Annotated in this window: 15 protein-coding genes; 3 read left to right on the top strand and 12 right to left on the bottom strand. The window is 43.6% G+C overall.

Translation table 11 applies throughout. The features are described from left to right. Positions 1-50 precede the first annotated feature (50 nt). Positions 51-671 carry a TVP38/TMEM64 family protein gene (locus EL081_RS08055; RefSeq protein ID WP_126404742.1) on the top strand — a complete coding sequence of 207 codons (621 nt, stop codon included), beginning with the start codon at positions 51-53 and terminating at the stop codon, positions 669-671. A 34-nt stretch (positions 672-705) separates the two neighbouring features. Here the strand turns inward: EL081_RS08055 and EL081_RS08060 are convergent, their stop codons facing one another. The 10 genes from EL081_RS08060 to EL081_RS08105 form a co-directional block, all read right to left on the bottom strand. Beyond that, positions 706-1,617, bottom strand: a complete 912-nt coding sequence (locus EL081_RS08060; RefSeq protein ID WP_126404743.1) for a DMT family transporter — start codon at positions 1,615-1,617, stop codon at positions 706-708. A gap of 124 nt (positions 1,618-1,741) precedes the next feature. After that, entirely contained in the window at positions 1,742-5,461 is a 3,720-nt protein-coding gene (locus EL081_RS08065; protein ID WP_126404744.1) for a pullulanase, read from the bottom strand. A gap of 154 nt (positions 5,462-5,615) precedes the next feature. Further along, a complete protein-coding gene (locus EL081_RS08070) occupies positions 5,616-6,656 on the bottom strand; it encodes a 2,3-butanediol dehydrogenase (RefSeq protein ID WP_126404745.1) in 1,041 nt (346 codons plus the stop codon). A 110-nt stretch (positions 6,657-6,766) separates the two neighbouring features. Then, on the bottom strand, positions 6,767-7,147 hold the full coding sequence (locus EL081_RS08075; RefSeq protein WP_126404746.1) for a hypothetical protein: 381 nt from the start codon (positions 7,145-7,147) through the stop codon (positions 6,767-6,769). Positions 7,148-7,245: 98 nt separating this feature from the next. Continuing rightward, positions 7,246-8,688, bottom strand: coding sequence for an Asp-tRNA(Asn)/Glu-tRNA(Gln) amidotransferase subunit GatB (gene gatB, locus EL081_RS08080; protein WP_126404747.1), 1,443 nt, complete (start codon positions 8,686-8,688; stop codon positions 7,246-7,248). Further along, positions 8,688-10,154 carry an Asp-tRNA(Asn)/Glu-tRNA(Gln) amidotransferase subunit GatA gene (gene gatA / locus EL081_RS08085; protein ID WP_126404748.1) on the bottom strand — a complete coding sequence of 489 codons (1,467 nt, stop codon included), beginning with the start codon at positions 10,152-10,154 and terminating at the stop codon, positions 8,688-8,690. Before gatA ends, gatB begins: the two co-directional genes overlap by 1 nt. Next, the gene (gene gatC / locus EL081_RS08090) at positions 10,154-10,456 is read right to left on the bottom strand and encodes an Asp-tRNA(Asn)/Glu-tRNA(Gln) amidotransferase subunit GatC (RefSeq protein ID WP_002884769.1); all 303 of its coding nucleotides are present in this window, start codon (positions 10,454-10,456) and stop codon (positions 10,154-10,156) included. The genes gatA and gatC overlap by 1 nt, the downstream gene beginning before the upstream one ends. A 136-nt stretch (positions 10,457-10,592) precedes the next feature. Further along, positions 10,593-11,162, bottom strand: a complete 570-nt coding sequence (locus EL081_RS08095; protein ID WP_126404749.1) for a cysteine hydrolase family protein — start codon at positions 11,160-11,162, stop codon at positions 10,593-10,595. Beyond that, positions 11,162-11,950, bottom strand: coding sequence for a GTP-sensing pleiotropic transcriptional regulator CodY (gene codY / locus EL081_RS08100; RefSeq protein WP_126404750.1), 789 nt, complete (start codon positions 11,948-11,950; stop codon positions 11,162-11,164). Before codY ends, EL081_RS08095 begins: the two co-directional genes overlap by 1 nt. Before the next feature lie 184 nt (positions 11,951-12,134). Further along, positions 12,135-13,349 (bottom strand): pyridoxal phosphate-dependent aminotransferase, encoded by a 1,215-nt coding sequence (locus tag EL081_RS08105; RefSeq protein WP_126404751.1) that lies wholly within the window; start codon positions 13,347-13,349, stop codon positions 12,135-12,137. Positions 13,350-13,563: 214 nt separating this feature from the next. Here EL081_RS08105 and EL081_RS08110 point away from each other — a divergent pair, with 214 nt between their 5' ends. After that, positions 13,564-14,016 (top strand): universal stress protein, encoded by a 453-nt coding sequence (locus tag EL081_RS08110; RefSeq protein WP_126404752.1) that lies wholly within the window; start codon positions 13,564-13,566, stop codon positions 14,014-14,016. A gap of 41 nt (positions 14,017-14,057) precedes the next feature. Here EL081_RS08110 and EL081_RS08115 read toward each other — a convergent pair whose 3' ends face one another. Then, positions 14,058-15,470: a Cof-type HAD-IIB family hydrolase gene (locus EL081_RS08115; protein ID WP_126404753.1), complete on the bottom strand. Its 1,413-nt coding sequence runs from the start codon at positions 15,468-15,470 to the stop codon at positions 14,058-14,060. A 64-nt stretch (positions 15,471-15,534) separates the two neighbouring features. Between EL081_RS08115 and EL081_RS08120 the strand changes: the two genes are divergently transcribed. Then, positions 15,535-16,497, top strand: a complete 963-nt coding sequence (locus tag EL081_RS08120; protein WP_126404754.1) for an asparaginase — start codon at positions 15,535-15,537, stop codon at positions 16,495-16,497. A 360-nt stretch (positions 16,498-16,857) separates the two neighbouring features. Here EL081_RS08120 and recG read toward each other — a convergent pair whose 3' ends face one another. Beyond that, positions 16,858-18,873 carry an ATP-dependent DNA helicase RecG gene (gene recG / locus EL081_RS08130; RefSeq protein ID WP_126404755.1) on the bottom strand — a complete coding sequence of 672 codons (2,016 nt, stop codon included), beginning with the start codon at positions 18,871-18,873 and terminating at the stop codon, positions 16,858-16,860. Positions 18,874-18,876 lie beyond the last annotated feature (3 nt).

Consider the following 18,876-nt stretch of genomic DNA (forward strand, 5'->3'; position numbering starts at 1 on the left):
AAAAACGTGGTATAGTGGTATAGTAGAAGAAAAAAATACGCGGAAGAGTTATGATAACAAAAGAAAAAAAATTGAGGGAGGTCTCCCCTCTCCTCCAAAAAATCATTAATTGGTCCTCCATCATTGGGGCCCTGGCAACCCTTGCTTTCTGTATCTGGGCCTACTTTGCTGGCATCCTCCAATCCAAGGAAACCTTGTCGGCTTTTATTCTCCAAGCAGGTATCTTCGGGCCACCTCTTTTTATCTTTCTTCAGATCCTTCAAACAGTGGTCCCTATTATTCCTGGCGCTCTTACGTCTGTCGCTGGGGTCTTTATCTATGGCCACATCATTGGGACCATCTACAACTACATCGGCATCGTCATCGGCTGTGCCATCATCTTCCACCTCGCGAGAATGTACGGGCCTAAGTTTGTCCAATCCATGGTCAGTAAAAAGACCTACGACAAGTATATTGACTGGCTCAACGAAGGCAAGCGGTTTGATCGTTTCTTCATCTTCATGATGATCTGGCCTATCAGTCCAGCGGACTTTCTCTGCATGCTAGCTGGATTAACCAATATGACCTTTAAGCGCTATATGACCATTATTATTCTCTGTAAACCGATTACTCTGGTCATCTACACTTATGGACTCACCTATATCATCGACTATTTCTGGCAAATGATGTAAAAAAGTTAGTTCTATGATAGAACTAACTTTTTGTTTATAGAATTCCTTTTTCTTTTTGAATGATGAGGTCTTTCAGAGAGATCAGAAGAACTGCTAGCAGAATCATCCCCATCCCAATAAAATCAATCGCATAGAATTGATCGTTCATAATCATATAGGCGAAAAATACAGCGGAAATAGGCTCAATAGAAGCTAATAAACTCCCCTTTACTGCCCCTACCATCGAGGTTCCTTTAAGAAAGACCGTATAAGCAAAAATAGTTCCTAATACGATCAAGCCAAAGAGGGCCAAAAGGTTATCCGAAGAATAATGTCCTTGAAAGGATACCAGGCCACTAAAAGGAACCATGAGAATCCCTGGCAAGAGCATGCCTACCCCAATGACCGGCATGCTTCCCCATTTTTTGATTAAGTTGAGGGGCAAGATAATATAGAGAGCATAGGCAAAGGCCGAAAACAAGCCCCAGCCTAGACCCTTGGGAGTAATAGCCAATTGATTCAACTGTCCATGGGTTGCAATCAGGAAAGTCCCCCCAATCGCTAATAGCATAGAAGCAATCTCTGAGACAGTTGGCCCAACGCGGTCCTTGATGCAGGTATAGGCTAAAACACCAACCGGGCATACATATTGAAGCACCGTTGCAGTTCCAGCATTAGTTTCTGCAATAGCAATCAGATACGTTAACTGAGTCAATAACAAGCCCAAAAAAGCAAAAAGAATCAAAGAGATATAAGAGCTTTTATCCTTCAAAAAGGCAAAAAAATTCTCCTTATTAGATAGATAAGCAAAGAGAATGAGGACGGCACCTGAAATCAGCAGGCGAATATTGGTCAAGATAAGGGCCGAAAAACCGTGTCCCATCAAATACTGCCCACTCACTCCAGAAAGCCCCCAGGCAATCCCAGCAATCACAGTCATCAAGGTTCCTTTGAAAGATGTAGACATATTGCCTCCTAAAATTAATTAATGCGGTACTCTGCTTCTTCTCTATTCTATCACAAAAACCAGCCCAAAAGGGCTGATTTTTGTTGGATTTATAAACTATTTTTAATCCTAGATAGAGAAGAACCTACTCTTCTTTTCTTCCTTTTTTCGTCATGCCAAATCCAAGACCAGTCAAGAGGGAGAAGCCAGCAAGACTAGCAAGTCCAGAAGATTGTTCGCCTGTAGCAGGTAACTCGTCTGTTTTCTCTGATGATGGTTTTTCTTTGACGATGAAATCTTTGATTGGTTGTTCTAGATCCTGATGAGATTGGGAATCAACTTGAGGAGTCTGATCTTGCTCTGTTATGAGAGACTCTGGTTGTTCTAGAACCTGATGAGATAGAGGACCAACTTGAGGAGTCTGATCTCGCTCTGTTGTGAGATACTCTGGCTTTTCCAAGATTGCAGGAGCTACAAAAGCACCTTGAACTGGAAGTCGCAGAACGGTAGCCGTTAATGCATCCAGTCGAAGTCCTCCTTCTGTCCAGCTAAGACCTTTTGGATCCGTTAAATTGATAACACCTGCGCGTTCCCCATCCACTAGAACATCTGCATTTCTAAAGCGTTCTAGGTCAGTTCCTAGAGCAAAGTCACGCGCCTTGGTATCTGCATTTACCAATACCAAGTATACTTCCCCATTGCTTGCAGTGATTTGGTAGCCAATCACCTGATCCTCTTCTTCCACACCATTCTCACCTGGAATCGTCAAGAGCTTGACGCGACTCTTCACTTCATCCATATTATCCATCCGGAAGGCATCTGTCGACTTACGAAGGGCAATTAACCCTTTGGTGAAGGCCCGAGAGCGCGTATTCTCTGGATAGAGGTCTTCATTGGTTGCTTTTTCCCAATCAAAGTGGTTGATGGCATCACTTGAGTCATAGGAATCATGGATAAAGTAAGGGTAGTCAAATGGTTTTCCATTTTCATCGACCAACAAATGAGATTTGTTTGGAACCTTGTCATCGGAAACAGGCGTGCGGTAAGCTGGATCCTTGAACTGCTTGGTCCGACCATATTCTTGACCAGAATGAAGGAAAGGTGTTCCTTGAGCTGTCAAGACAAGCAGATTTCCGAGACGCAAGCGACGATGGATCTCTGCATTATTTGCTGGAATGCTTGGATCCTTCTTGATAGACTGAGCGATAATATCAAAGAGGGTCAAGTTATCATGAGCTGCAATGTATTGGATAACATCACCTGGACTATCTGCCTCAAAGTTGGTTGGTTGTGCGATGAGATTCTTAAAGATAGTCGCAATTTTCCGTTTCCCATTGGTGATAAAGGCAGGTTGCCCCTCATTTGGATAGCCAGATTTTAGATTGTTTCGAACATCATCCGAGAATACTGCAACAGTATCTGTTTTCTTCATCCAGGATTGGTCAGCTGGTTGTACTGGGCTGTTTTCATCACCTGCATAGGTCACCCAGCCTTCTCCCAACATGATGAGGTTTGGATTCAGAGCCCGGGCTGCCTTGTAGGCTTCTTCGATAGAGGCTGCATCATGGTCTCCCATCATGTCAAATCGGAAACCATCCACCTTATATGTATCCACTAAATACTTGATCGAATCGACCAAGACCCGTTTGGACATGTAGTGGGTTGTTCCCAAGCGTCCACCACCAAAGCTTGTCCGAGGCGTACCGTCCGCATCCATGAAATGATAGTAATTCGGCTCGATATCCTCAAAGATGTCCACGTTAGCTGTGTGATTATAGACAACGTCCAGTACCACTCCCATTCCACGTTTGTGGATTTCATTGACCAAATTCTTGAATTCTTCAATCCGTTTTTGAGGATTGCTTGGATCTGTTGAATACATCCCTGACAAGGCGAAGTAGTTCTGTGGATCATAGCCCCAGTTGTAGTTGCTATTGCTTGATGCATACTCTAACAAGCGCTCGCTATTTTTTAATTCATTGACATGGTAATAAGACAGAACTGGTAAGAGTTGAACGTGCGTTACACCAAGATCTTTGAGGTAATCTAATTTTTCAACAAAGGAAGCAAAGGTCCCAAACTGGCTCTTAAGCTCTGACGCCAAAGCCGGATCAGAAGTGAAGTCGCGGACATGGGCTTCATAGATGATGGCATCTTCCCGTTTCTTGAAGTTTGGAATGGACGCATAGGTTAAGTCACTCGGACCTAATCTACTTGGATCTACAAAGGCTGCTTTAGCTACTTTATGGACATCATCTGTCTTGGCCAATTCACTGTTCCAAGCTGCTAACGATTTGGCATAAGGATCAAGGACTGTGAAGGTTTTCCCTTGGCGTTCAATTTCATACTGGTAGAAATAGCCCGTATAATCTTGGATATCCAGTCCTGAATCAGCAGAAAGGGTCTGCTTCCAAGTACCTCTCTCCCCTTTTTCTAAAGCCACACGACCAACTAGTTTTTCAGAATCATTCTTATCATAGACGACAACGGATACTTTATCCGCACTTGGTGACCAGAGGGTGAGATCCACTTTTTCCCCAGCTTCATGAAGATGAGCTCCGAGAGTTCCATCATAGCTATAAGCTTCATCCTTGAGGCGCCAGTTCATTTTGGTTGTGAAGCGATCATTGTCATATTGAACCGTATATGATTGATCAACCTGAGAGAAATCCCCTGTATAGGTTACTTTCTTCCCTGCTTCATCTAAAAGAAGGTCCGAGATGGTGACAGGATTTCCCTGAGCATCTGTGATCTTGGTCCGCTTGAGCAACTCCTCTTTCTGTGCTCCTGCCAAGGTCGAGAAGCTAGCTTCAATCTTTTCTTTTCCGACATGCTGGGCACCTGTCATACGGATATCGTTGACATAGTATGGATTAGTATAAACGGTCGGATCATCGTCTCGTAAGAATATTTGGCTGTGATTCTTCAAATCAGCAAATTTATAATCTTCTTGTCGAATTTTCACATCGTCTCCAGACTTGCTTTCGTCCAATAATAAGAAACCAAATTCTTTTGCAGCTTCCTTTAGGGGGATATCGATGTAACGACCATATTTCCCTATCGCTGTAAAATCTGTCCCATCCGGCCAAGCAGCACTGCTCGGATTCTCTACATCTCCCCAATACCAGAGAGATTTTTTGTCATAGTTGCCATCTGTCCGGTAATAATTCACTCTGACAGTCCCCTCTGCTTGAGGCTGATAAGAATAGACTTTAAATTTGTCGTCCAACCAAGCTTCATTCATTTTTGGCGAGAGCAATTCAATGGACTTGTCGCCTGTGATATTGTCCCCTTTAACATTGTTGATGAGGAAACTAATCTTCTTCGCCTGCTCATTTTTGAGCTTGACATCTAGATAATAGCCGTAGGCATCCGTCTGTGCGTCCTTAAAGGATTGGGCACCTGTCGGCCAGTTTTCCGATGGTTTTTCAACATCATCCCAGGTCCAAAGACCTTGAGTTTCCTTGTTTTCTTCCGGTAACTTTTTCACGTGAATCCGGATAGTCTGATCAGCAATCGGCTCTTCTGCCTTCTCAGCCTTAGGAGATGCCACCTCTTCAGTGAGTGCGCTTACATTTTCAGGCGCTGTGACACTTTCATCCGCCATTTTTGGGGTTTCACCTGTCTCAGTGGTCGCAGCTGGTTTCACATCAGATGAAAAACTAACCTCTTCATTAGAAGGGGTTGCCACCACTTCTGAGGCTTGTGCAGAGGGGGTTATCCCTTCATCCGCACTGACCGGACTAGCAAAGGCTGTTAATAAAGCCAAGCTCGTCGCAATCGCCACCGAACCAACGCCATTTTTCAATCGACGAATCGCATAGACCACTTGTTTATCGCCTGTCACAGAAGGTTTCTGTTTCATAAATGTCTCCTTAAAATAATTAGTGTTCAACCAGTATAGCATGTAAAAATTATTTATGCAAGCGTTTTCGTAATTTATACTATCTTTTTATATTGTTCTCCTTCATAAAAAAACCAGCCCATATGGACTGGTTTCATACTATAAGTTTAGTACATTACGGCTCAACTAAAATCTTGATTTGAGATTTATCTTGCGTCAATTCGATAAAGCCATCTTGAATAATATTTTCCAATTTGATTTTCTTGGTAACCAATTTTTCAGCAGAGAAGTAGCCTTGTTCCATCAATTCCAATACTTTAGGGAAGATGTGGCGATAAGCGATAATCCCTTTGAGGGTCTTTTCTTGAATAGCAAATTCATTTGGATTGATGCTCGCTTCGCGTTCCCAAATTGATACGACCATACATTCACCAGCCTTATGAACAGCTGCCAAAGCTTGTCCAAGAACAACAGGAACCCCTGTTACTTCATAAGACACATCGGCGCCACCACCTGTTAAACGATGGATCGCTTCAACGATTGATTCACCTTCTTCTGGACGAACCACAATGGCACCCAATTCTTCAGCCTTAGCTTGGCGTTCCGGAGACAATTCAACTGCATAAATTTTTGAAGCACCAGCCGCACGAAGGGCTTCAACAATCAAAAGACCGATTGGACCCAAGCCAAAGATAACGGCTGTATCCCCAGTTTTCAATGCAGATTGACGAACGGCATAAACAGCAACAGCTGCAGGTTCTGTAAGCGCTGCTTGCTCGTAGCTCAAGCTATCTGGAATCACATGCACAAGATCACCATCAAGCACACAATACTTCGCAAAACCACCATCTGCCGCAAGGCCGACGAAGTTCAAGTTTGGATCGAGGTTGTATTCACCGATTAGGTTATGTTTTGCCAAAATTGGTTCAATCGTCACACGATCCCCAACTTTGACACGAGTCACATCGCTTCCAACCTCAACAATTTCTCCAGCAAACTCGTGACCGAGGGTAACGGGTGCTTTTTGACCAGAATAAACATGCTCTTCTGTTGGAATGAAGATTGGCCCATCCAAGTATTCATGCAAGTCTGTTCCACAGATTCCTGTGAATTTGACCGCAACCTTTACTTGATGAGGTTGTACTTTAGGGACTTCCACTTCCTCGATACGAACGTCCTTCTTGCCATGCCAGCGAGCAGCTTTCATTGTTTCCATGTGTTTCTCCTTTGTATTTCCATGAATTGCATTTCCCTTTCAGGAAACCCGACAACTATATTGTAAGCCTTTTCACAAAGTTTGTCAAGAAAAAACAGACGGTTAATATCTTAATTATCAGTCCGAGATGACTCTAATTTCCAACCGACAATCCAGCCCAGAACAAGAAGATAATTTTCAAAAGCTCCAATAGCATTTACTGGCAAATGATAGTTGAGATAAGCAAATAAATGATTGGTCCCAATCCCAAGCCCACCAATGATCAAGGCCAATAGTACCGTTCGAAGATAGAACCAATCATATTTGAGATTGACAGCAATAAGAATCACAAGAACTGCCACATTCCAAATCCCAATCTCTCGCTGCCAACCGACAGAAACACCATATCCCGAATGACTTCCCATATAGGATGGAAAGAAGAACTGAAAAATAATGGCTCCAGACATGGCGATGATAACTAGGACAAATAAGGCTCTTAAAAATTTGTTCATGTAACTTCTCCTAATGCTAGTTGATATGTAATGGTCTTTCCTATTCTAACACAATTTTATGGATAGAAAAAACCAACCTCTCGGCTAGTTTTTCTCTATTACTCTTCTTTCAACTTAGCCAATTCTTGGGCAAGTAACTTGAGGGCTACTTGTGGGTTAGCTTGGCCTTTGGTTGCTTTCATGAGGAAGCCTGTGAAGGCCTTGTCCGCATTCCGCTTCCCTGACTTGAAGTCGGCTACGGCTGCTTCATTGTCTGCAAAGACTTGGTGGATGATCGGGATCAAGACTTCAGGGTCTGAAATCTGTACCAATCCGGCTTTTTCGACGTATTCACGCGCACCGCCACCGTTTTTTGCCAAGTGAACGAAGACTTTCTTGGCAATCTTAGAAGAGATGGTGCCATCTTCGATGATGGCAATCATTTCAACCAAGTTTTCTGGTGTCAATTGGATTTCTTCCAGCGTTTTACCTTCTGCATTCAAGAATTGTGCGACTTCCCCTTGCAGCCAGTTAGACACTTGCTTGGCATCTCCACCAAGGGCTACAGCTGCTTCAAAGAAGTCAGAAGTGACTTTCGTCGCTGTCAATTGGTTGGCATCATAGTCAGACAAGCCAAGCTCTGCCACGTAGCGAGCACGACGGTCTTTTGGAAACTCTGGTAACTCCGTACGCATTTCCTCGATCCACTCATCTGAGATTTCAAACAAGGGAAGGTCTGGTTCTGGGAAGTAACGGTAATCCGCCGCCCCTTCTTTGACACGCATAAGAATCGTGCTCTTGTTGGCCTCATCATAACGGCGTGTTTCTTGACGAATAATCCCACCTGAACGCAAGATTTTCGCTTGACGCTCCACTTCGTATTCAAGACCTTTACGGACGTTTGAGAAAGAGTTCAAGTTTTTCAACTCCGTCTTGGTACCAAATTCCTCTTGACCGTATGGGCGAAGAGAAATGTTGGCATCGACCCGCATCGATCCTTCTTCCATCTTGACGTCAGAAATACCTGTGTATTGGATGACTTCTTTGAGGGCTGTCAAATAGGCATAGGCTTCTTCTGGAGAACGCATATCTGCTTCAGAGACAATCTCGATCAATGGCACCCCTTGACGGTTGAGGTCTACATAAGAGAAGCCGTCTGTTCCATGCGTGTTCTTACCAGCATCTTCTTCCAAGTGGGCCCGTTCAATCCCAATTTTCTTGGTTGAGCCGTCTTCCAACTCTACTTCAATCCAACCGTTGTAACCAATAGGCTCATCAAATTGCGAGATTTGGTAGGCCTTTGGATTATCAGGGTAGAAATAGTTCTTACGGTCAAAGTGCATGTGCTGGTGGATATCCATGTTCAAGGCCAAAGCAGCCTTGATACCAGCGTCCACAACACCCTTGTTCAAGACAGGAAGCACCCCTGGGAAAGACCAGTCAATCACATTGGTATTGGCATTTTGCTCATTCCCAAAGTGAGCAGAGGTTGGTGAGAAAATTTTTGAGTTTGTATTCAATTCAACGTGGACTTCAAGTCCGATGACTGTTTCAAAGTTCATTAATTGTCACCTCCGAAAATAAGGGGTTGTTGCTTGTGGTAATCCGTCGTTGCTTCAAAGGCCGCTGCAGCTTGGTAGATGGTCTCTTCCGAATACTTAGGACCAATCAACTGCAAACCAACTGGAAGACCTTGAGCAAATCCTGCAGGAATCGAAATTCCTGGAAGACCCGCCAAGTTAACTGGAATGGTCAACAAGTCCGCCAAGTACATGGCAACAGGATCATGGTTGAGCGAATCCAAATCAAAGGCCACGCTTGGAGCTGTAGGACCAAGGATGAGATCGTAATCCGCAAAGACTTTTTCGAAGTCTTGGATAATAAGTGTCCGGACTTGACCAGCTTTCTTGTAGTAAGCATCGTAGTAACCAGATGACAAACTGAAGGTTCCCAGCATGATCCGACGTTTGACTTCATCACCAAAGCCTTGGCTACGAGTGTTCACGTAGATATCATCCAAGTTCTTGGCATCTTCCGCACGGAAACCATAACGAATCCCGTCAAAACGTTGCAAGTTTGAAGAAGCTTCAGAGGAAGCGATGATGTAGTAGACAGCAACCCCGTATTTAGAATGAGGCAGGCTGACTTCTTCGACAGTTGCTCCCAATTTTTCAAAGTGCTTAGCTGCATTAAGAATCGTTTCTTTGACTTCTGGGTCAATTCCTTCCCCAAGGTATTCTTTCGGAAGGGCGATCTTCATACCCTTGATGTCTTGACCAATCTTAGAAGTAAAGTCTGCTACACGAACAGGTGCAGAAGTCGAATCCTTGTCATCTGCACTGGCAATCACATTAAGCAATTGCGCATTTTCCTTAACGGTTGGAGCAAACGGTCCTATTTGGTCGAGTGAGCTACCAAAGGCAATGAGACCGAAACGAGAAACTGTTCCATAGGTTGGCTTGAGTCCAACAATCCCATTGAAGGCAGCAGGCTGGCGAATAGAACCACCTGTATCTGAACCAAGAGACAAACGGACTTGCCCTGAAGCTACAGCTGCAGCAGAACCACTTGAAGATCCACCAGGCACCTTGCTATGGTCCCAAGCATTCTTGGTTGGCCCATAGTAGGAAGTCTCCCCAGATCCACCCATGGCAAATTCATCCATGTTGGTTTTTCCGACAACAATCATACCTTTAGCTTTGGCGTTAGCAACCGCTGTCGCATCAAAGATTGGTTCATAGTTATAGAGCATTTTTGATGCCGCAGTCGTCAAGATGCCATCTGTTGAGATATTGTCTTTGACGGCGAGTGGAATCCCTGATAAGAGGTTATCTGCATCGATCCCTTTTTCATCAATGGCCTTGGCTTGTGCAAGGGCCGCTTCTTCAGCCACCGTCACAAAGGCATTGACTGCTTCTTCACGCGCCTTGATGTCGTCAAGCGTCGCTTGAGTCAATTCGGTTGCTGAAATTTCCTTAGAGACAAGGAGGTCGTGCAACTCTTCAATGGTTTTATGGTTGAATGACATTAGGCATCTCCTCCATCTTCTAGGATAGCTGGCACCTTGATGTAGTAATTGTCTTTTTCAGGTACATTTTTAAACAAACGGTCGCGGTCAGTGCCTTTTTCAGCGACATCCGGACGCAATACGGTCTTACGATCCGCCATGGTTGTTGTTGGGGCCACACCGGTTGTGTCCACTTCTTCCAACAATTCCACCATATCAACAATCTTCGATAAGGTTGTCGCAAACTCAGCTGTCTCTTCTGGAGAGAATTTCAATTTTGAAAGATTGGCAACGTGGGTTACCTCTTCTTGCGTAATTTTCATCTTGCTTCCTTTCGTGAAATGATGATTTTTCAATACCCTCTATTTTACCATATTTTTAGTATTTATGCGGTAGTTTGGCAAGAAAATAGAGTCCGAGGAATGGGAGGCACTAGGCCTTTCTCCTCGAACTCTAATCTTACAATTCTTCTAGTTGTTCATTCACCAGTTTTGCTCCTAAAACATGTTTGAAATGATTTAAAGCAAACTGGTGATTTTCAGGAGTAAGCGACGCCACTGCAGGCGCGACCACTTCAATCTGATATCCCAAATTATAGGCATCCACTGCTGTATGGAGGACACAAATGTCCGTTAAGACTCCCGTTAAAATAACGGTATCTACGCCACGTTCCCGGAGGCGGATATCCAAGTCCGTTCCTGAAAAAGCAGAATAATGACGCTTGTCCATCCAAAAGACGCGAGGATCCGCTTTGTGCTCCCGATAAAAATCAGCTAAGGGGCCGTACAAATCCCGTCCACTAGTCCCAATAATATTATGGGGTGGGAAGAGCTTGCTTTCTGGATGAAAGGGGTCGTCTATATCATGTGCATCAATAGCAAAAAAGACATAGGCTCCTTGATCAAAGGCTAATTGGGTCACCTGGGCAATGCTCTCAGAAATGGCTTGGGCGGGAGCTCCTGCCGTTAGCTTACCTTCATCCGCTACAAAATCAACAGTGTAGTCAATCGAAATTAATGCTTTGCTCATTAGTAGTCTCTTTTCTTAATTTCTTCAAAAATATCTGGGATTAAAACTTTAAGATAAGTTCCCTTCATCCCGAGTGAACGACTTTCAATAATACCAGCTGATTCCAATTTCCGAAGCGCATTGACAATCACAGAGCGGGTAATACCGATTCGATCCGCAATCACAGAAGCAGTTAACTGTCCTTCATTCCCCTTCAATTCCCCAAGGATGGCAGAAACCGCCCGCAGTTCAGAGTAAGACAAGGTATTAACAGCCATATTGACCGCTGTCCGGCGACGAATGTTTTTCTCGTCTTCCTCTCGTTGGAAGTTCAACATTTGAATCCCAACTACAGTACTAGCAATCTCAACCAAGATCAAATCATCATCGTCAAACTCTTTATCATTGCGCCAGATAATCAAAGATCCCAAACGAATCCCAGATACGTGGATAGGAGCAATGGTCGTCAAGCCATCAGGAAATTCAGACTTGGTCTCTACCGGAAAGACGGTCAAATCATGTTCGATAGGAAGGTTTGCTTCTGTTTCATAGACTAAACTAGCTGCTTTAGCATAATCTTCTGGTAATTTTTTATTGTCAAAAAAAGCCTCAACCCGGTCATTATTCGTCTTGTAGCGCATGAAATAACCTAGAAGAGTTCCCTTGCTATTAATAATACAAGCGTTACAATGAATGATATCAGCCAGTTGACGGGCAATTGCATTATAAGGCATTTCATCTTGCAACTGTTCTTCAGAACGTTTCAAGATAGATGTAATTTTTCTCGTTTTTTCTAATAATTTAGCCATAATAAACCTCGCATGTAGTCAGCTAAAGTATATCATATAAGTGAGGGAATTTCAATCAAATTATCTGAAAATTATTTATTTTTTCTACAATTCTATTCAATTCTGAAAAATTAGGCTTATGTAACAAAATATTCGCTAGATTCATTCAAAAAAAGAAACCGCCTATTAGCGATTTCTCTTACACTTATCGTTTGTATTGTTTTAAGAAACGGGTCATCTTCTCTTGAATTTGAGCCAATTCTTCCACTCGTGGAAGGTAAACAATCCGGAAATGATCTGGTTCTTTCCAGTTGAATCCACGTCCGTGAACCAAGAGAACCTTTTCTTGTTTCAAGAAATTCAAGACAAACTGCTCATCATCATCCACTCGGTACATCTCGCGATCAATCTTAGGGAAGATATAGAGACCAGCTTTTGGTTTGACAGCTGAAAGTCCTGGAATATCATTGATGGCCTTGTAGATAAAGTTCCGTTGTTCGTAAATTCGACCACCTGGGAGCAAGAGTTCATCCACTGACTGGTAGCCTCCCAAAGAAGTCTGTACCACTTGTTGGGCCAAGACATTTGAACACAGGCGCATATTAGAAAGCATGTTCAAACCTTCGATATAGCCCTTCACGTGGTGTTTTGGTCCAGACAAGACCATCCAGCCGACACGGAAGCCCGCGATGCGGTGTGATTTGGACAAACCGTTCATGCTGACACAGAACAAATCTGGCGCGAGACTAGCAATGGCTGTGTGTTTGGCTCCATCCATGACCAAGCGATCATAGATTTCATCTGCAAAGATAATCAAGCCATGTTGGCGAGCAATCTCGACAATTTCCAACAACACCTCATCTGGATAAAGCGCTCCGGTCGGGTTGTTAGGGTTGATCACGACGATAGCCTTGGTGTTCGATGTGATTTTTGACTTGATATCATCAATATCAGGATACCACTCAGCCTCTTCATCACAGACATAGTGCACTGCATTACCACCTGCTAGGCTGACCGCTGCTGTCCAAAGAGGATAGTCTGGCATTGGTACAAGTACTTCATCCCCATTATCCAGCAAGCCTTGCATAGACATCACGATTAGCTCACTAACACCATTTCCGATATAGATATCATCAATCTCAACATTCGGAATCTTTTTCAATTGGCTATACTGCATAATGGCCTTACGAGCAGAAAAAATTCCTTTTGAATCCGAATACCCTTCACTATCCCGAGCATTCATAATCAAATCATGAATGACTTCGTCGGGAGCTGTAAACCCAAATTCAGCCGGATTTCCTGTATTTAAGCGAAGGATTTTCTCCCCGTTTGCCCGCATGCGCATCGCTTCTTCTAAGACTGGACCACGAATATCGTAAGCGACGTGCTCCAGTTTGACGGACTTATTGTATTCTTTCATGATTTTTTCCTCACTTTATCAAACTGCTTCCATTATACCACTAGTTAATCTCGAGTACAACTAAGCAACCTCTTTCATTCTCGATGAAATCCAATAGATATCTGATTTGACCTTTACTTTCTATGGTAAAAGGTTTAAAATATAATTATAGGTAACATAAATGGGTTTATCCATTTCATTTTCACGTTTTTCAAGCAGTAAAGGAGGACGGAACATGTCTCAAAAATACGAAAACATCATGGTTGCAGTCGATGGATCTCGCGAAGCTGAACTCGCTTTTGAGAAGGGGGTCAATGTTGCGTTGCGAAACGGTTCTAAACTTACCCTTGCTCATGTCGTTGATACACGTGCTTTACAAAGTGTCTCTAGCTTTGATGCCGAGGTGTATGAAGGATTCCAAACAGAAGCCAATGAACTATTAGAAGGGTATATCAAGCGTGCAAAAGAAGCTGGCGTCCAAGATATTGCTTCGGTGGTTGAAATGGGAAATCCAAAAGTTCTCTTAGCAACTGATATCCCAGAAGCAGAAGGTGTTGACCTCATCATGGTTGGGGCGACTGGTCTAAATGCTTTTGAACGTTTACTAGTTGGTTCTTCTTCTGAATATATCCTCCGCCATGCCAATGTCGATTTGTTAGTGGTTCGCGAATCAGAAAAGACCTTATAAACTTTATAAAAAACAAAAAGGTGTGAGGAAAATGAATTTCCTCACACCTTTTTAGTTTCTGCAGATTCTACTGTTTTTTCAGAGCAATGTTTTTGATAAGCTTTGATTTGCCGTTCCAGCTCTTTTTGAATGGCTGGCTCAGGTGCATACTTTTCTTCCCAGTCGTCTGGTTTTAAAATTTTATGCGTGACTTCATCAAAGTGTGCCTGACCATCTGGGAAAATTTTCCCCATATTGGCGCGGTGAACAATCTCAAAGACCTCTTCAGGATCAACCCCCATTAGAACAAAACTACCATAAGTCAGATACAGCGTATCAATCAAGGCATCAACCTGCCCCACCAAGGAGATCTCAGCTGGATGTTTGCTACGAACCTTATTAGCTGCCTCATCTAGGGCTTGATGCAAGCTTTCAATTGAACGATCAAAGGTTACTTCATCCTTGCTCGCTGCCCGAATAAATTCAACCAATTCCTCCTGCTTAAACATGGTTCGGTAAAGAGCCTCTTGATTGTCCCAGGCCTTTGGTTCTTCCTGAGTTTGACCATCCATGAGTTGATGGAAGGCTTTGACCGTATTAAAGTGATCGTCGCGACTAACAAACAGTGACTGATCCGTGATAATGCCAAAATGTTCCAGCGCTTTTTGGATCCCGTCTTTGGTATTACTGGTCGTCGTATGCTGAGCCACTTCTTTGACCCTGCTGGTTCCATTGCCCATCGCAATCGACAAGCCAACACCCGAGAGCATCTCTAAGTCATTATCCGAATCTCCAAAGGCCATCACCTGGTCCATTGAAAAGCCAAACTCCTCTCCTACAATCCGAATCCCTTCCATTTTTGAGTTGTCTGGATTGATAACGTCCGCCGCAAAGGGGCTGGAACGCGTAAATTTTAATTCAGGAAAAGCTTGCTCAACTTTTTGAGTGTCTTTAGGACTAGCTAATAAGAGAACCTGATAAACCGGTCCTTGGGCAATTTGTTGCAGTTGCTTTTGATCCTGAGGGACAGCCTTGCTAACCACCTTGTTGAAGCCCTGACTAACTGCCTTCGAAAAGCCTTTTGGTACAAACCGTGCAGACCATAGAGAAATCGGACTCAGACCAAAACTCATAATGCGAGAGCCTTCAACTCCATCTTCTGTTCCTAAGGCGATCTCAATACGATGTTTTTTTGCGTAGTCAATCAAGTCATGCAGATTCTTCTTATCAATTGGAGAAGCAGATAAGACCTTGTCCTTGGTAAAAATATACTGACCATTATAGGTGACCGCAAAATCAAAGTCATAGCGCTCGATAAAAGGACGGACAAAGAAGGGCCCTCGCCCTGTTGCCAAACCAACAAAAATTCCTTGTTCCTTTAAGGCGCGAATGGCTTTTTCAGTTGACTTCAAGACCATTCGACTATCATTGACCAAGGTTCCGTCAATGTCAAAAAAGACCGCTTTTATTTCCATGATGACTGCTTTCTTTCCGTTTTATGATACAATAAATTATAACACACATTCCAAGGAGACACACATGATTAAGAAAATTTTGGCCCTTCATACAGGAGGGACCATCTCCATGCAGGCGGATGCCTCTGGAGCTGTCGTGACCAATTCATCCAATCCTATGAACCATGTTGATCTGTCACTGGCAGGAATTGAGCTTACTTCAGAAGATTTTTTAAATTTACCCAGCCCTCATGTAACTCCTCAGCACATGTTGCAGCTCTATCATAAGATTCAGAAAGAGGCTTCCCAGTATGATGGGATTGTCATTACCCATGGTACCGATACTCTTGAAGAAACAGCCTACTTCTTAGATACCATGGACTTGCCAACTATTTCAGTAGTCCTGACAGGAGCCATGAGAAGCTCCAATGAATTAGGAAGCGACGGCGTCTATAACTATCTGACTGCCATCCGAGTTGCAGCAGATCCCAAATCACAAGACAAGGGTGTCTTGGTCGTGATGAATGATGAAGTCCATGCAGCCAAGTACGTGACCAAAACACATACCACCAATGTCAGCACCTTCCAAACCCCCACACATGGCCCTCTAGGCTTGGTCATGAAAAAAGAAGTTCTTTTCTTCAAAACAGCAGAACCCCGTGTGCGTTTTGATTTGCAAGAAATCAAGGGAGTTGTCCCCATCATTTCAGCCTATGCTGGCATGAAAACAGAAGTCCTTGACCTACTAGATGTCCAGCAAATGGATGGTTTGATCATTGAAGCCTTTGGAGCTGGGAATCTTCCAAAGGAAGTGGCTGAGAAACTCTTTGAATTTCAAGAGGCTGGCCTTCCTATTGCCTTGGTGTCCCGTTGCTTCAATGGAATTGCGGAACCTGTCTATGCTTACGATGGGGGCGGAGTCAACCTTCACGAGCACGGCATCTTCTTTGTCAAAGAGCTCAATGCAGCTAAGGCCCGGCTGAAACTATTGATTGCTCTCAATGCCGGATTAAAAGGCGATGAATTGAGAGACTATATAGAAGGTTAAAATATAGATAGAAGGCACGATGATGGATACATCCACCTTTTGTATTTAAAAATAGCTCTGATGGACTGAGATAATGATTGACAAGATGAATTTTAACATGGTTCGCATAGCTAAGACCTCTTTTCTATTTTTTACGATTATAGGTCCACAAACTTAAATTAAGATAAAAAGAGAGTGGGACAGAAATCGGTAATTCGTTAGAATTCGATTTCATCGTCCCACCTCCGCACAGTTGAGTAGGGCTATAAAAGCTGATGAAATCAGCGTAGTAGAGCCTACTCAACCACTGCGTCTTGCTCGACAATCCAAAGACAATTGAGAGGCCGGACTTTCGTCCTAGCCTCTTTTTCTTATCACTTCTTAATCCAGGTGTTCTTTCTGTTCCAAATGCAGAGACAGACAGTGCCAGTCTGAGTGTTCACGCCAATTAGGAGTTGTCACCACTTGAACAGCTACCTTTCGCGCTTCCTCTAAAATCGGATAATCTTCAATGAGGTTGGCCACTTGAAATTCTGGTATACCTGATTGACGCGTTCCAAAGATTTCCCCAGAGCCTCGTAGCTTGAGGTCTTCTTCTGCCAAGACAAACCCATTGGTTGTTTCGGTCATGATTTTCATTCGTCGCTTGCCTGATTCTGTTTTAGGATTGGCAACTAATACTGCGTAAGACTGCTTATCACCACGTCCTACCCGACCTCTCAGCTGGTGCAATTGGCTCAATCCAAAGCGGTCTGCATCCATGATAATCATGACGGTGGCATTGGGAACATTAACTCCAACCTCGATAACAGTTGTAGAAACTAGTAAGTCAATTTCTCCTTGCTTAAAGGCTTGCATAATGGCGTCTTTTTCTTCCCCCTTCATCTTACCATGGAGGAGGGCAATACGGACACGATCCCCGAAGTAAGCAATCAATTCTTCCTCTAAGGCAATAGCGTTTTTAAGGTCCAAGGCTTCAGATTCTTCAATCAAAGGAGAAATAACATAGGCTTGGGAACCTTTTTGAATTTCTTTGACCAGCCAATCCAAAACCAAGTTTAACTGTTGGTGCTTGACCCATCGGGTGATGATTTCTTTTCGACCAGCTGGCATTTGATCGATGATGGAAACGTCCATATCTCCAAAAGCAGTGATTGCCAGGGTCCGAGGGATTGGGGTCGCTGTCATCATCAAGACATCCGGATTTTGGCCCTTTTCACGCAGGACCCGTCTTTGGGCCACACCAAAACGGTGCTGCTCATCAATAATGACCAAGCCTAAATCATGAAAATGAACCCCCTCCTGAATCAAGGCATGGGTTCCCACAACAAGATCCACTTGCCCTGACTTAATCAAATCCAACCGTTCTCGTCTCTCCGCAGCTTTTAGACTTCCTGTCAAAAGAAGGATTCTAAGGTTAGAAAAAAGAGAGGTCAAACTTTGTAAATGTTGCTCGGCCAAAATTTCTGTCGGTACCATCAAAGCCGCTTGTTTGCCAGCTGTCACAGTAGCATACATGGCTAATCCAGCAACGACGGTTTTTCCACTTCCAACGTCCCCTTGCAAGAGACGATTCATGTGGTAAGGAGAACGCATATCTGCTAGAATTTCGCTCAGACTTCTCTCCTGGGCTTCTGTCAAAGCAAAGGGAAGACTAGCTTGAAGAGCTTTTAGCTTCTTCTCATCCCAATCCAGCACGATTCCCTGTCCGACGGAACGATTTTCTTCCTTCAAGACCTGCAGTTGCAATTGGAAAAAGAGCAGTTCCTCAAATTTTACTCGTCTCAGAGCCTGCTTGTATTCCTCAAGATCCTTTGGAAAATGCATGGCTCTGACTGCTTGTCTGCGAGAAAGCAGATGATACTTGTCCATTAAGATTTGGGGGAGATTTTCTTCCAACAGTTGATCCAATCCAGCTTCAAAAGCTGTTTTAATGACCTTTACTAAGGCAGACTGACTCACCCCTTGAGACAAGCGGTAGACCGGTTGGAGGTCATCTTCGACTTGCGCTAACAGTTTCATTCCTGTCAAGGTTCCCTTGGCTTTGTCCCATTTACCAAAGACAGCCACCGTTTGCCCCAGTTCAATCTTGTCCGCTAGATAGGGCTGGTTAAAGAAACTAACTGCTAGGACCAGCTCCCCTTGTTTAATAGTGAAGCGAAGACGGTTACGCTTGTAACCATAGTATTGGACATTGGCTGGAGTAGCGACAAGTCCAGAAACAACGGCTTTTTCTCCATCTTCTAGGTCTAAAACATTTTTTGATTTAAAATCTTCATACCGAAATGGGAAGTAAAGTAAGAGATCTTCAACCGTTTCGATACCCAATTTCTTGTATTTCTCTGCTGATTTTGGTCCAATTCCTGGTAGGACAGAGAGTGGTTGGTGTAAGTTCATTCA

Origin of the sequence: Streptococcus viridans (assembly GCF_900636365.1) — a bacterium.
In the GTDB taxonomy this organism is placed as follows: Bacteria; Bacillota; Bacilli; order Lactobacillales; family Streptococcaceae; genus Streptococcus; species Streptococcus viridans_A.